Source organism: Pseudalkalibacillus sp. Hm43, from assembly GCF_051842935.1.
In the GTDB taxonomy this organism is placed as follows: domain Bacteria; phylum Bacillota; class Bacilli; order Bacillales; family Fictibacillaceae; genus Pseudalkalibacillus.
In genome coordinates this window covers 420,847-435,024 of the sequence record NZ_JBPXRR010000001.1, presented here as the reverse complement: position 1 = coordinate 435,024, position 14,178 = coordinate 420,847, and the positions used below count along the sequence as shown (strand labels likewise).

General features: G+C 43.2%; 12 protein-coding genes. 3 read left to right on the top strand and 9 right to left on the bottom strand.

The genetic code is table 11. The features are described from left to right. The first annotated feature begins 205 nt into the window (after positions 1-205). The 3 genes from guaC (at position 206) to ACSVDE_RS02270 (ending at position 4,033) form a co-directional block, all read left to right on the top strand. A complete protein-coding gene (gene guaC, locus ACSVDE_RS02280) occupies positions 206-1,189 on the top strand; it encodes a GMP reductase (protein ID WP_439299342.1) in 984 nt (327 codons plus the stop codon). Positions 1,190-1,307: 118 nt separating this feature from the next. Beyond that, positions 1,308-2,537: a DHH family phosphoesterase gene (locus ACSVDE_RS02275; RefSeq protein ID WP_439299341.1), complete on the top strand. Its 1,230-nt coding sequence runs from the start codon at positions 1,308-1,310 to the stop codon at positions 2,535-2,537. Positions 2,538-2,779: 242 nt separating this feature from the next. Then, positions 2,780-4,033: a beta-propeller fold lactonase family protein gene (locus ACSVDE_RS02270; protein ID WP_439299340.1), complete on the top strand. Its 1,254-nt coding sequence runs from the start codon at positions 2,780-2,782 to the stop codon at positions 4,031-4,033. A gap of 248 nt (positions 4,034-4,281) precedes the next feature. On the opposite strand, the gene ACSVDE_RS02265 is transcribed toward ACSVDE_RS02270, so the two are convergent. The 9 genes from ACSVDE_RS02265 to ACSVDE_RS02225 all read right to left on the bottom strand — a co-directional run bounded on the left by ACSVDE_RS02265 (position 4,282) and on the right by ACSVDE_RS02225 (position 14,145). Then, positions 4,282-5,454 carry an MFS transporter gene (locus ACSVDE_RS02265; RefSeq protein WP_439299339.1) on the bottom strand — a complete coding sequence of 391 codons (1,173 nt, stop codon included), beginning with the start codon at positions 5,452-5,454 and terminating at the stop codon, positions 4,282-4,284. A gap of 244 nt (positions 5,455-5,698) precedes the next feature. Then, complete coding sequence (locus ACSVDE_RS02260; RefSeq protein ID WP_439299338.1) at positions 5,699-7,723, bottom strand: peptidase G2 autoproteolytic cleavage domain-containing protein; 2,025 nt, start codon at positions 7,721-7,723, stop codon at positions 5,699-5,701. 359 nt (positions 7,724-8,082) lie between these two features. After that, positions 8,083-8,583 (bottom strand): VOC family protein, encoded by a 501-nt coding sequence (locus ACSVDE_RS02255; RefSeq protein WP_439299337.1) that lies wholly within the window; start codon positions 8,581-8,583, stop codon positions 8,083-8,085. A gap of 116 nt (positions 8,584-8,699) precedes the next feature. Further along, positions 8,700-9,410 (bottom strand): ATP-binding cassette domain-containing protein, encoded by a 711-nt coding sequence (locus tag ACSVDE_RS02250; protein ID WP_439299336.1) that lies wholly within the window; start codon positions 9,408-9,410, stop codon positions 8,700-8,702. Between the two features lie 15 nt (positions 9,411-9,425). Next, complete coding sequence (locus ACSVDE_RS02245; protein WP_439299335.1) at positions 9,426-10,184, bottom strand: ABC transporter; 759 nt, start codon at positions 10,182-10,184, stop codon at positions 9,426-9,428. A 34-nt stretch (positions 10,185-10,218) separates the two neighbouring features. After that, the gene (locus ACSVDE_RS02240) at positions 10,219-11,325 is read right to left on the bottom strand and encodes a YcaO-like family protein (protein WP_439299334.1); all 1,107 of its coding nucleotides are present in this window, start codon (positions 11,323-11,325) and stop codon (positions 10,219-10,221) included. A gap of 15 nt (positions 11,326-11,340) precedes the next feature. Next, complete coding sequence (locus ACSVDE_RS02235; protein WP_439299333.1) at positions 11,341-12,462, bottom strand: YcaO-like family protein; 1,122 nt, start codon at positions 12,460-12,462, stop codon at positions 11,341-11,343. Further along, on the bottom strand, positions 12,459-13,289 hold the full coding sequence (locus ACSVDE_RS02230; RefSeq protein WP_439299332.1) for a hypothetical protein: 831 nt from the start codon (positions 13,287-13,289) through the stop codon (positions 12,459-12,461). The genes ACSVDE_RS02235 and ACSVDE_RS02230 overlap by 4 nt, the downstream gene beginning before the upstream one ends. Next, positions 13,282-14,145: an McbB family protein gene (locus ACSVDE_RS02225; protein ID WP_439299331.1), complete on the bottom strand. Its 864-nt coding sequence runs from the start codon at positions 14,143-14,145 to the stop codon at positions 13,282-13,284. Before ACSVDE_RS02225 ends, ACSVDE_RS02230 begins: the two co-directional genes overlap by 8 nt. Positions 14,146-14,178: the final 33 nt, after the last annotated feature.

Below are 14,178 nucleotides of genomic sequence, written 5' to 3'. Positions count from 1 at the left end.
AAAATGGTCGTGCCTTAATGTCCGATTCCTGTTCGTATGAACCTTTTTATTTTATGTAACCGTCTTTCCGATCTCAGGTCAAGAAATATTTTACAAATAACGAAAAGTCCCTTTGACTTCTTCTTCATAATGATTTACATTAGACTATGTACGAACAATTATTATAATTAACAATATAAATATTCGTGTTTAGGGGTGTTTCATCTTGGATAATGTATTTGATTATGAAGATATTCAGTTAATTCCCGCAAAATGTGTGGTTAATAGCCGTTCAGAATGTGATACAACCGTTACTTTAGGAGAGCATACGTTCAAGCTTCCTGTCGTTCCAGCGAACATGCAAACGATCATCGACGAGAAGATCGCCGTTTATCTTGCTGAAAAACAATACTTCTATATCATGCACCGCTTCCAACCTGAAAAGCGTTTAAATTTTATCAAAAACATGAAAGAGCACGGCTTGATCTCCTCCATCAGTGTCGGCGTGAAGGAAGAAGAGTACAGTTTCATCCGTCAATTAGCGGAGCAGCAGTTGGTGCCGGAATACATCACAATTGATATCGCTCATGGTCATTCTACTGCGGTCATTGAGATGATCCAACATATCAAATACCATTTACCTGGAAGCTTTGTGATTGCCGGTAACGTTGGTACGCCTGAAGCGGTAAGAGAGTTGGAGAATGCCGGAGCTGATGCAACCAAGGTCGGTATCGGACCTGGGAAGGTTTGTATCACCAAAATCAAAACCGGTTTTGGTACAGGTGGATGGCAATTGGCAGCTCTTCGGTGGTGTGCGAAGGCAGCAAGCAAACCGATTATTGCTGACGGCGGAATCCGTACACATGGAGATGTTGCGAAATCGATCCGTTTCGGAGCTTCGATGGTGATGATCGGTTCGTTGTTCGCGGGTCATGAAGAATCTCCTGGTGAAACGATGACGATAGACGGAAAGCTGGTTAAAGAATATTTCGGTTCCGCTTCCGAGTTCCAAAAAGGCGAAAAGAAAAATGTTGAAGGTAAGAAAATGTTTGTCGAACATAAAGGTTCCCTACAGGATACATTGACCGAGATGGAGCAGGATCTTCAATCCGCTATCTCTTATGCGGGCGGAACAAACATTGATGCCATCCGTCACGTCGATTATGTCATCGTGAAGAACTCCATTTTTAACGGAGACAAAGTTTACTAAAATCGAACGATTTGATGAGCAGGTCCCTTGTGGCTTGCTCGTCTTTTTTTGTGCGAATAGTTCCTTGTATTCTTAACAAACTAAAACAGCTAAGACTTACATACACAAGGAGACGGTTATGTACAAATTGTTCACGCACAATGATTTGGATGGTGTCGGATGTGGGATTGTCGCAAAGATTGCGTTCGGCGACCAGGTGGATGTTCGCTACAATTCGGTGATGGGGCTCGATCACCAGGTGGAGCGGTTTCTCGACTATTTATATGAGAAAAAAAACAAAGATTGGACTGTGTTGATTACCGATCTTTCGGTCAATGAAAAGAATGAAGAAGCGTTGGGTGAATGGTTTCATGATGGCGGAAAGGTCCAACTGATTGACCATCATAAAACGGCCCTCCGTTTCAATGACTATGATTGGGGTTATGTGAAAGTCGAGTATGACGACGGTCGCCTCGCATGTGCGACCTCCCTTTTATATGGGTACCTCGTTCATAAGGGACATCTGGAGCCTTCCGCTGCGCTAGAGGAATTCGTCGAGCTCGTCCGTCAATACGATACGTGGGAATGGGACGCGAATGACAACATCAAAGCGAAGCAGTTGAATGACCTCTTTTTCATGGTGTCGATCGATGAGTTCGTTGAAAAGATGGTGCCGAGGCTGCAAGAGCAGGCGCACTTCGAATATGATGATTTTGAAGTTAAGCTTCTTGATATGGAGGAGGATAAGATCGAGCGTTACATCCGCCGGAAAAAGCGGGAGCTTGTCCAGACGTTCGTCGGAGATCATTGCACAGGCATCGTTCATGCAGAATCGTATTTCTCTGAGCTCGGGAACGAATTAGGATTGGAAAATCCCCACCTCGATTACATTACGATCCTCAATATGGGCGGGAAAAAGATCAGCTTCCGGACGATCCATGACCATGTCGATGTCTCCGAGGTAGCCGGTCAGTTCGGTGGAGGCGGGCATGCGAAGGCGTCCGGATGCTCGATGAACGAAGAGTCCTATCAATTGTATGCTCGGGCTGCCTTCTTGATCGAACCGATGAGACCGGATGCGATCCGTAACCGATACAACCTGAAGGAAACGGCAGAAGGCAGTTTGTTCGAGAACAGAAACGAAGATCGCTTTTTCATTTATGCGGCTGATGGGGAAAATTGGGTCGTTGAAATGAATGGCGAGATATTATCTGAACAGTACGCTAGCTTTCAGGATGCTGAGCGTTTCGTGAAACGAAACCACTTGGCATGGTTGGTAAGAGATGAACACTATGTAGCGTTTTTGCGGGAAATTATTATGGAATTTAAATTAAATGAGAGCGAAAGAATTAGACCTAGCTCATTATAAATTGTCGTGGAGAAACCATAAATGTCATGTTTTAATTCTCTAATAGAACCCTTTTGACTTAGTAACTTTATTATCTAAAAAAAAACCTATCATGAAACCTCTATTACCGGTATGTAAACGAATCTTGTAATTTAAGGAATCATGTTAGGCTTTTCTTTTGTAACTCATGATGGGCTTGCCTATACCACTCCCCCTCCTCCTACATACATTAAGTGTACGAGCATAAAAAAGGAGGGTGGAAAATGAAGAAGTTCCCCTCATGTAATGATTCATGTTTATGTAGTATATTCAGACACCTACAAGCAGGTACCAGAGTAAATGTCCGTTTTGAGAAATCATCAGAACGGATTGGCATTGTCTTTTTGTGTTTCGATCATAAGACATGTTGTGTTACAGGCACAAACGAAGGCGATCCTGTTACATTTAGTTGCAAAAGTGTAGTTTCAGTTGATTTTGGACCAATTGAATCTTGCGATGTACTTTCTTATGTTCTTAATGAAGAGAGTAATAATGTTTCTGTAATCAATACAGCAACAGATTTAGTCATTGCAACTGTACCTGTTGGGGTAACCCCATCGGAAGTAGCAATAACACCAGATGGGACTAAAACATATGTTACTAACCTTAATAGTAACAATGTTTCTGTAATCAACACGACTACAAATACTGTTATTGCTACTGTTCCAGTTGGAGTTGGACCCAGAACACTAGCAATTACACCAGATGGAATCAAAGCTTATGTAGTTAATCAAGATGATAACAGTGTATCTGTAATTAACACGTCCACTAATACTGTTATCGCTACTATTCCTGTTGGGCTTGGAGCTTTTGATGTTGCAATAACGCCAGATGGAACCAAAGTATATGTTCCTAATATGGTTAGTAACAATGTTTCTGTAATCAACACTACTACAAACACTGTTATGGCTACTGTTCCTGTTGGAACCTCTCCTGCTAATGTGGCAATAACACCAGATGGCACAAAAGCTTATGTTACTAATCTCGATAGTAACAATGTTTCTGTGATCAACACAACAACAAATACTGTTATTGCTACTGTTTCTGTTGGAACCTCTCCCAGACAACTAGTAATAATACCAGATGGAACTAAAGTATATGTCTCTAATGGTAATAGTAACAATGTTTCTGTTATTAACACTACTACAAATACTATTATTACTACTGTCCCTGTTGGAGTTCGACCCGGCACACTAGCAATAACACCAGATGGGACTAAAGTGTATGTTGTCAATCGTTTTAGTGCAAATGTTTCTGTTATTAATGTAGTTACTGATACTGTTATCACAACAGTTCCTGTCGGAGATGATCCTATAGATGTTGCTGTTACACCCAATGGCACAAAAGCTTATGTGGTTAATAATGACAGTAACAATGTATCTGTCATCGATTCTTCAACAGATGCCGTTATTGGCACTGTTCCTGTTGGAAATTTACCCCGTAGACTTGCTATTGGTAAAGTATGTACAGCCCAATAAAACATAAAACCTAGCATGAAATCCCAATTTCAGGTATCATGCTAGGCAAAATCAGCTGAATGATTAACTAATATGTGGCCTCTCAAGGTTCAGATGAAACACTCATAACGCGTGTCTATCAATCTGTTCCTGGAGAGGTCTTTCTTACTTTCTAGAAGTAAGGGTTTACAAAGGTCAAGACCAATTGAAATGGTGTCTTAAAGTTTTCTCAGAAGAAGAACAAGCACTGAGTGATTCAGCGCCCTCTTTTATATGTCCAGTTCTTTTTTGTCCATCGTAAGGTATAGAAGGAAAATCGTACAGAAGATGGCGATGAAACCGAACCCTCCGAACAGATCGTATCGGGTTGAAAAATAACCGAACCCTAAACTTGTGAGGATCATGATGACGTTCAAGCCGAGTGATTGGAACGAATCAACCGTCGCCCGCATTTTAGAATCGATCCGGTGATGCAAGTATCCTGTCGTGAGCGGTTCCGTGATGCCTGCAAACAAGCAGACGATCAGGATCGCAATCAAACCGATACTTCCCTTGAACAGTGCAATGCAGGCGATACCAATCGAAAACACGACAGATACCGTGATGAGCAAACTTCGGTAGCTGAACGTACTTTTTAACAGATATGCGAACAGCGTCCCGGGTATCCTCAAGAGAAAAGTTGCTGCTGAAAAGATCCCGAAGAACACGATCGGAATCCCGATCCGGTCCAGATACAGCTGCCAAAACTCATCGATGAACGTAATCGCAGCTCCCGTTACCATCCCGACAAGGACCACCTGGAAAATGGCGGGATTTCTCCGGAACACATTGAATGAGGTACTGATGTATTCTCGGAAGTTCGTCGTTTCATCGGATTCATGCTGGTTCGGCGGTTCTACGAGCGTAAAAGAAAACAGCATGGCAATGGTCATTCCGCCAAAGGACAGCCAGTAGTTCAACTCGAAGTCGAAACGGCTCGCGAGGAAACTCCCGCTTAATGCCGCGATGATCGTCGACGTGATATCGATCGCATTGATCCGGCCGAGTTCTTTTTCAAAGTGTGTCTCTGCGCCACTCGTTTTCAAGGAATCGAACAGAAATGCATTCGCTGATCCGCTGTAGGCCGTGGTGGCGATTCCGGCAAGGAACACGACAACGGCGAAGTGCCAGAATTCCGTCGAGTAGATCAATAGGAAAAACTCGAGACTCCCGAGGAAGGCACAGACGACAATCATGTTCTTCCGTCCCCATTTATCGGCGAGGATTCCGGTCGGCACCTCTAGTAAAACGATCGTGGCCGCATAGATGATCTCCGCATAAACGACCATCTGAATCGTCATGCCTCGCGCTTTCCAAAACAGCCGCTCGATTACATAGGCTGGCATGAGTCCAAAAAAGAAACTGATGATATAGAGTTTGTGGATGTTTTTCGTATAGTTCATTTGAGCGCTCCTCTCCATGATGATTGCCTGGTTGCTGAATCATCTGGAGGTGCTCGAGAACTACGGAAGCATAGGGATTAACAAGGAGGTCGTGCGAACGTCATAGGAATCTCTCCTCTCTTCATTCTTCCTGTCTTTGATATTTTCATCATAATTGGGAAGGTTTGTTCAGGTCAAACAGATTTTGTTTCCCATTTAAAAAGAGCTGACTCATAGATAGTGGCAGCTCTCTGTAAAACTTCTATTAAGATGCTAGTAATTTCTGTTTCTCAATAAGGAATTCTTCTTCCGTCAGAATCCCCTGATCTCTTAATTCAGCCAACCCTTTTAGCTGGTCTACCTTGTTGTATTGATTGTTTGTTGTAGAGTTAATTAAGACCAGTACTTGGTTTGGTCCCGTTCGTTTCAAGACTAAGAATCCTTTTTTAGCATTGGTAGCTATTCCTTTTTCATTTGGCCAGCAGTACCCATGGGTTTTACAGGTTCCATCATCTCGGACCAAAATCTTTCCAACAAGTCCTACTGGAACCCACTCTGGACGCTTCTTTCTCGGAATATATTCACGTTGGGGATCCCAATCCGGATTAATGACAGGTTGAATTTCTGTTCGCTCAGGAATGATCTCATTTCCATCTCCGTCTTTCTGAGCTGGAATCGTAACTTCATGATAGGTTCTTCTTCCCCATTCGTCGAGGTCGTACCTGCCATGCCAACTTAGTCCCGCACTATCTCCTATTAAACTAGGGGTAGCACTGCTGATACCTAAGATGAAATCATCTTTATTGGTAGCAATTCTTATCTTGTCCTCTGAACTAACGGTTACAAAATAACCAACATCTATACTCTTGCCATCCTCTGTTTCAAACATTTCTGCGAAGTCTGCTCCACCTGTGTTGTAAGCTGCACCATCAATATACATCTCACCATCCGATGCAAGCCACTTTGCGCCTAAACCTCTCAAAACAGCTGTAGTACCATTTCCGATAAACCATGAGTGGGCTTCTTCTGCATCCCCGAAACGTCCCATGATATGAGCGTTTTGGAATCCTGCTGTAGTCGTGTTTTCTCCTTCTGCATGGGAGTTAAGACCGCTAGCTATAGTTCCATTCCCCTCAGCATGAGAGTTTCCACCGCTGGCAATAGTTGAACTGCCTTCTGCATGTGCATTTATACCCTGTGTTGGATCAGCTGCATCTCCTGTTGTAGTTCGAAAGCCTTCTGCATGAGAATTCTCTCCGAATGCTCTCGTCTCTCTTCCTTCTGTGTGGGAAGCTTCTCCCTCAGAAGTAGTAACTATACCTTCTGCATGAGCATAATTCCCATTTGCATTAGTGTTACAACCTTCTGAATGTGAAGCGAATGCATTTGCGATTGTTTCAAAACCTTCAGCATGAGAGCCCGTTCCATTAGCTTCAGTCCTTATTCCTTCCGAATGGGAAGCTACACCAACGGCGAATGTACTTGCACCTTCGGCATGTGAAAAATCACCAGTTGTTTGTGGACCAAGGTCTGAATTAACATCAGAAGTTCCTCCTTCTGCATGAGCCGCAAATCCACTAGCAATTGTACCAACACCTTCGGCATGAGAACTATCTCCACTCGCTAATGTAGGGGCTCCATTTCCGAGTTGATCAACCGCTCCTCCTTCTGCATGGGACGCTCTTCCTGTGGCACTGTTTCCCTCCCCTTCAGCATGTGAGCTATTACCAAAGGCAATATTAGCAGACCCCTCAGCATGAGAGAAATCCCCTTCAGCAGTTGAATCTACACCCTCTACATGTGACGATAGGCCGCTTGCGATGGTAGCGTTACCTTCTGCATGAGAATTTGCTCCTGTAGCTTGTGTATCAATTCCTTCTGCATGAGATTGATCACCACTAGCAATTGTATTCTCACCTTCCGAATGAGAGCCAACTCCACTGGCAGTTGTGTTTTTACCTTCAGAGTGTGAAGCTTCATTACTAGCAGTTGTTCCTCTACCTTCCGCATGAGAGAAATTCCCACTTGAGACCGTCTCCGACCCCTCCGCATGAGCAGCAAGACCACTCGCTGTTGTATTCACTCCCTCCGCATGGGAAGATTCACCACCAGCAGTCGTGCCATTCCCTTCTGCGTGTGATTGAGCACCATTCGCAGTAGTACTCTCTCCCTCTGCGTGCGAGGCAACTCCATTAGCGTTCGTATTGCTCCCTTCGGCATGTGCTGAAGTCGCTGAAGCTGATGTTTGTGTGTCACTTCCCTCCGCATGGGAACAATCCCCACTTGCCACTGTATTACACCCTTCTGCATGGGAAGCAAAACCATTTGCAACAGTCGTCTCTATTCCTTCCGCGACAGAACATCCATTTTCAGGATTGGTTCTAATACATGTTGTTCCTGGAGGTCCTGGTGGACCAGGAGGGCCTGGTGGTCCCGGTGGACAAATCGTACAGCTGTTGTTTTTTTCACAACATTTATCACATTCACAATTAGCATCACACTTTGATTTAGACTTTAGGATTTCATTTCGTATATAATTCATTAATTCTCTTTTAATCGACACAACAAAAACCCTCTCCTAAACATAAGTATTTTATCTTATGTTTAGAGAACAAAGATGACTGTACAGCTGACTAGGGCATTAGGAAGTTATCCTTCATAAGCCCGTTTGAGCGTTGCGATGTCGATCTTTTTCATTTGGAGCAAGGCTTGCATGACTCTGTTCACTTTTTCAGGGTCCGGGTCGCTGAGCATTTCTGGCAAGTTGGCGGGGACGATCTGCCACGATATTCCGAACTGATCCTTCAGCCAGCCACATACTTGCGCCTCTTCGTCTCCCCCTTCACTCAGCTTTTCCCAGTAGTAGTCGATTTCCTCTTGGCTCTCGCAATGGATGATAAACGAGATCGATTCGTTGAATTTGAACTGAGACCCGCCATTCAATGCGACAAATGATTGGCCCTCCAGTTGGAATTCCACGTTCATCACGGTGCCTTCCGGCTTTCCGTGGATTTCATACCCTTCCTTCCCGTAGCGAGTCATTCTCCCAATCTTGGAGTTTTCGAAAACAGTCGTATAGAAATGTGCCGCTTCTTCCGCTTGCGAATCAAACCACAGGTTCGTCGAGATCTTCTGGATTTTGTTCAACACCTTCACTCCTTTTCCAGTTCTTCTTACTTGTTACTTATACAACTTGTTGTCATCTCCTGCTTAATCGGTTAATCATGCAAAAAGAGCTGACTCGATGGAACGAGTCAGCTGCTTCTTTATAGGTTGATGCAATGGTCGAATGCAATGTCTGGGTTGGTGGTGTCATATGTGGCAAGGAATTCCTGATAAGAACCATGAAAGGTGATGCTTCCCTTGTTGATGATGAACAATTTGCATGCGATGAACTCCAGTTCATGAAGATGATGGCTCGACATGATGACCGTCTTGCCAGGTTCTTTCGCAAGCTTTTCTAACCGTTTACAAATTTTCAGCCTTGAAGACGGATCGATTGCACTGGTCGGTTCATCGAATAGATACATTTTCCTGTCTAGTTGAGATAAGAGAGTGACATACAACCATCTCCTCTCACCTACAGACATCTGTCCGATTTCACGCCACCATAGCTTCTCCAGCAATTCATTCTCCCGCTTATCCCCTAAATCGATGAAAGACGATGGAGACCCTTTTTGAAATTTCTTACCTGATATCTTGTACACAAGTCTTGCATAATCTTTTCCTAATATCATGAGTGATAAGAATGCACCTTGGATTTGATACAGGATTTCATCCATGGTAGGGATGTTATGGAATTCGCCTTCTTGTTTCGGATATACTCCTGTGATCAAATCGAAAAGGGTTGTCTTCCCCGCACCGTTCAAACCAGCAATCACGTTTACTTTGTCCGGATTAAAGGACATGGAAATATCATTAAGCACATTACTTTTGGATTTCGGATACCGATAGTTGATTCCTTTCATTGAAATCATGATTCAAACCTCCATTCATGTTCGAACAATCGTTGATACAAGCTTCAATTTTCTCCAGCATAAAATCCCGATCGTCATGTATAGGATCGAAATCGCTACAATGATCCAATTGTTATACGTTGCGATGTCAGTCAATTGGAATGTATTGCTGAGCAGGATGGACATTCGATAGACGTATTCGACCGGATTCAGACTGAATACGAAATTCAACAGTGGAAAGTTGATTACATCACGGTATACGGCAATGAAGGTTGCCGGGAAAATCAGCATGTTACTGATGGAATAGATCGTCATCGATCGGACCGATATGGACGGTAGCCACATCATCAACAGAAAAATCGGTAACGCCACCAGTATGTAGATGGATATAGCTAAATACAGTAACGTGAAGACAGGCAGTTGAAAAATCAAACCGTTCACGAATGTGAAGATGATCAAGGAGATGAAGCCCAGCCCCATCTGGTTCATCAACAAGCCGAATACGATCGGGTTTTTCGATCCAGCCATATACGTGAAACTCTTCAGAAAGCCGGTCTCCCTGAAGATGGACAGGCGTAACCCTACTCCATTCAAGAATATCGTAACGATGATGAACGCCCAGAATCCTGCAAAGTAGGAAATCATCGTGTCAAAATCCGGTTTATCATAAAACCATCGATAGTTGATCAGGAAGAATGTAATCAATGGGAGCATCATCGGCCATACAATCGCCAATTTACTTTCCTTCCATACGACCCGATTGAAAAAAACAAAGAATTCATACGTCTTAACCATGTTCGCACCTCTCTTCGTGTTGTCCTTCCATCCCTCATGGGAAGGGAATATGTCTCCCTCTATTCGGGAACCCGTTATGAGGGAATGAGCTGGATATTCGATAATCTTCTGGATCGAATTGTTCCGTATTCATATGTGGATAGGCCTCAGGTGAAAATATTTTCACGACTTTTTCTCTACCCGACTCTATGAAACTGGGGATGAATGTACAGTAAATCGGTACCTGCAGTTCTCTGCTTACCTTCTCGATGAGGGAATTGAAACTTAGAGCAGGCTGATCCGACCGCTTCCCCAGGGGAGGAGATTTCATCAAGAATTCGTACTTGCGGCGGAACTCCTCACCTGTTTGCTGATAGAAGATTTCCGTGTAAAGCTGACTATCTTGAAAGACACGTTCCTCAGTAGGTTTTTGATGAATCAGGATACTTCCTTCCACAATCATAGCGAATTCGTTCAATGATCCTTGTACTGCTTTATCAAGGTCCACGTCCGCGTCAATACCGATTGAAAAGTAATTCTCGTGAAAGCCGAGTGTCATGATGACGTACACTTCTTCTGTAATCGATATATTGAACTGGTGGATCTCATCCACATATTTGTTCATGTAATGGATGGACTTAAGGATCAACTCATCCGTAATGGATGCTTCCGTCACTCTTTCCCCCACTCGTTCAGTGAGCCAGGTTTGTATCAACGACTGGCGTTCCACGAATTCGAGAAATCCGTTCTGCATCGCATCTTTACTATTCAAATGTGCCGCCACTCCACACGTATCACTATAGAGCTTTTCTAAATTTCCATATCCCTTGAATACCGGAAGATTATATTCCAATAATACAGAGGCAGCTGGTACTTGAATGGTCTCTCCGGTTATCATGTTGAACGCATCAAACTGCCTATCACCATAGCCGTCTGGTCTCAGCTTGGATTTGAAAAGACTCAATCTTTCAAGATGCTCGCCGAATGAGGCTTTGATCACTTTTTCCATGCTGTAACCAACAGATCGACCTGAGGTCCCTTCATGTAGGTTTGGAGATAGTTTACAGCTCTTTATCCCGTTTGAAAAAACCGGCCTCCTGATGGAAACACGGGAAACAACGGAGGGAGAGCAGTTTGATTCGTTATGAAAGACGATATCCATGGCATTTCTCTCCTATTAGATGATTGGACATTCCGGTAAATGATGTAGCTCTGTCTTGCTCAATTTCAAAAATTCAGATAGGATTGGGGTTTCACATTCTGCAAAAGCTTTTTTAGGTATATGGTTGACGAGATCAGGCGAAAAGGCTTTGACCACTATCAAATCATTCCTCAAGGCCTGAGGCAAAACGGTTATGTATAATTCGGATACCCATTCCGGTAAACCATCAATGATTGGCGCGATGTTTTCTGGGGAATTCCCAGTACTTTCACCTTCATGAATATCAAGACTGTGAAAATGCTCGATGTGGGATTCAACGTCTCTCCTGATGGGTTGTAGAATCATTTCATTGTCATAGGAGGACGTGTTCGGATTTTCTTCTCCTCTGAAATAGAGCACATTATAATAAAGCCGTAACATGTAGGCTTCAGTCGTCGCTTTTTGGGATGCATCTTCCAAGTCAAAACCGGATCCGACACCGAAAATATATTTCAACTGTGTAAAGTGTTCAGGGTTATGACCAATCAGAATAACGACCCTTAATGGAGAAAAGAGATCAACGACATAATAGTTCAATTCATAGCCCATTCTTTCAAGTTTCCTTGCTAACCCATTTGAAATGTTATGGTCAAGCCTTTCTCCTTTCTTTCCATACCAGAAAGAGAATAAGGCATTCTTCTCCAATAATTCTTTCACAGCATATAGAGTGGCCATCTCAGTAGATGAGTGTGCTGCCGTTCCAGTCGTATCCACAATGAAAGGCTTCTCAGATCGAAAGGACGTAGTCGCTTTCGGAATGAGTGCTGGACACTTGTTGATCAGATCGAATGAAAAACTGTATTCCTCGAAGTCATTTATACCGAATGTACGCTTAGGCAATCGATCGTATAAAGGATCTTGTTTAGAAGCTACCTTCGCACCAATGGTCACCGCTCTTCTTTCAACCGATTCTGAGAAAGCTTTTTTTACCGCAAGAGAAGTGCTCCGGTCTATGCCCCCACATTCGATTGGACCGGTGTATCCATCCTTATCCAGGAAGTTGGGAATTCTTGAATAAGCTTGAACCAAGGGTTCCGTTGTCTGAAAGGATCGTGTCTTATAACCGTAGATTTCTCCTCTGTTCTTTTGAAAGATCATCGGACCATTCCAAACCACTGGATCAACAGAATCGGTGCCAATTTCGGATTCAATCCTGCAACGTGGGTCAATGCATTATCATTGAAACCAGACCAACAGAATTCTCCCATGTCTTCATATCTCTCCATACTGTGCCTGAAGCTCTGAGCCATGAGCCCGACTTCGATCAATCCGTGCCGGTAGCCTCTTCTTCGGTACTTCGTAATCGCACGTTTGAGGTCAAGGGCATAGCCAACTGCAAGAGACGAAAAGAAATCATCATTCGGACACAGATGGCGTTTCAGCTTTTCTATATCCGACGCGGTGAACGGCTTTATGAGTGAAAGTTTGTGATTGGTAGAATCATAGACATAACAGCCCTCTATCCCTTCAGACTCAATGGCACTAGAATCCATTACAAATAACAAAGGAATGATCGGATATAGTGCACCAGCAGATGGATAGGGTTTGCTTCTCCTATATGTATCTCGGCCAAAGGCACCTTGAAAAATTTCACCGATCCGTACTTTTGACAGTGGTTTATGTACTATGAAATCCCTAGTACTTTGAAACGGGTGCTCATGAGGCGAATCTTGGTCGAAGACGATTTCACCATCCGCATTTTCAGGTAGGACATCCGTATTTTCTACAAGGTCCATCCATTCTTGTGTATCTTCATCCAATCCCCAGTTGAAAGGCATGTTCCACGTTGTGGATTGATGAAATTTCGTGACGGTTTGTAACGTTCTCTCGTCCAGAACTTTGTCTTGAATGGCTTCAGAAAAGAACAGATCTTGTTTTTGCTTGAAAACATCGTAATATGGAGTTGTCTGACTGCTTCTACTCATAGCAATCACACATTTCCCAATGAATGGACGTATCTTGATAGGATTTCAACGTTTTCAAGTCGAGTAATGTACAATCCGTCATCTCTTCTGGATGAAGGTTCGATTGATGAAAGTCGTTCATGAATCGATTCAATTTGTTACTGATCAACGTCACGATGTTCATCTGTTGGGTTGTGGTGAGCGGAATATTAATTTTAAAATCCCGATCCACTGAGTAAAGGGAGGAAACCATTTGTTGATAGGTCATCGTGTCAGAGTCCGCTACCAATGACTGGCTTTCGATGTGTCCCATATGACATAGGTGACAAGGCATTTTCCAATCGTCACTATAAAAGCAGTCCATATAAAAACTGCTCTCATACACATAACTCATCAACATCATGGAATTCGGAGTGTTCCTTTGTCGATCTCTCAACTCTATACCAAGTGCTTTGTTGTATGGATTCAAGAATACGATGGACAACTCATTTTCCTGACTCGGCTTGATCGAATGGATATCGCAATGATTGACTTCAGTATGATTTTGATAATCATTTTTCAATGTTTTATGTAAAAGCTCTCCAATTTCACTATGATTTGAAATAACGGAAAGTCGATCGATGCTCAATTTCTTTTCTTTTACTTCTTCTATGATTCTATATGATTCGAGAAACTCGATGGCCTCCAAATAATCTTCAGCAAAAACGGCCTTGAACTCTTCTTCACTCGCGAGCGTTTGGTTCTTTTGATCCCAATTTTCAATGAGCTCCATCATTTCCATATGATCTGTGCGGACCATTCCTGCTTGGGTCTGGATGACAGCTTCCCCATTCGCCAAAACATGATATATGAATTTGTTGATTCTATATGTATCCATTTATAATAGCTCCTTTAAAGAGAAGTAGAGTAA

Excerpts from the sequence above, each read along its gene's own strand:
- ACSVDE_RS02225 (WP_439299331.1), bottom strand. The coding sequence starts at position 14,145 with ATGGATACATATAGAATCAACAAATTCATATATCATGTTTTGGCGAAT.
- ACSVDE_RS02245 (WP_439299335.1), bottom strand. The coding sequence starts at position 10,184 with ATGGTTAAGACGTATGAATTCTTTGTTTTTTTCAATCGGGTCGTATGG.
- ACSVDE_RS02250 (WP_439299336.1), bottom strand. The coding sequence starts at position 9,410 with ATGATTTCAATGAAAGGAATCAACTATCGGTATCCGAAATCCAAAAGT.
- ACSVDE_RS02240 (WP_439299334.1), bottom strand. The coding sequence starts at position 11,325 with ATGGATATCGTCTTTCATAACGAATCAAACTGCTCTCCCTCCGTTGTT.
- ACSVDE_RS02230 (WP_439299332.1), bottom strand. The coding sequence starts at position 13,289 with ATGAGTAGAAGCAGTCAGACAACTCCATATTACGATGTTTTCAAGCAA.
- ACSVDE_RS02275 (WP_439299341.1), top strand. The coding sequence starts at position 1,308 with ATGTACAAATTGTTCACGCACAATGATTTGGATGGTGTCGGATGTGGG.
- ACSVDE_RS02235 (WP_439299333.1), bottom strand. The coding sequence starts at position 12,462 with ATGATCTTTCAAAAGAACAGAGGAGAAATCTACGGTTATAAGACACGA.
- ACSVDE_RS02270 (WP_439299340.1), top strand. The coding sequence starts at position 2,780 with ATGAAGAAGTTCCCCTCATGTAATGATTCATGTTTATGTAGTATATTC.
- ACSVDE_RS02265 (WP_439299339.1), bottom strand. The coding sequence starts at position 5,454 with ATGAACTATACGAAAAACATCCACAAACTCTATATCATCAGTTTCTTT.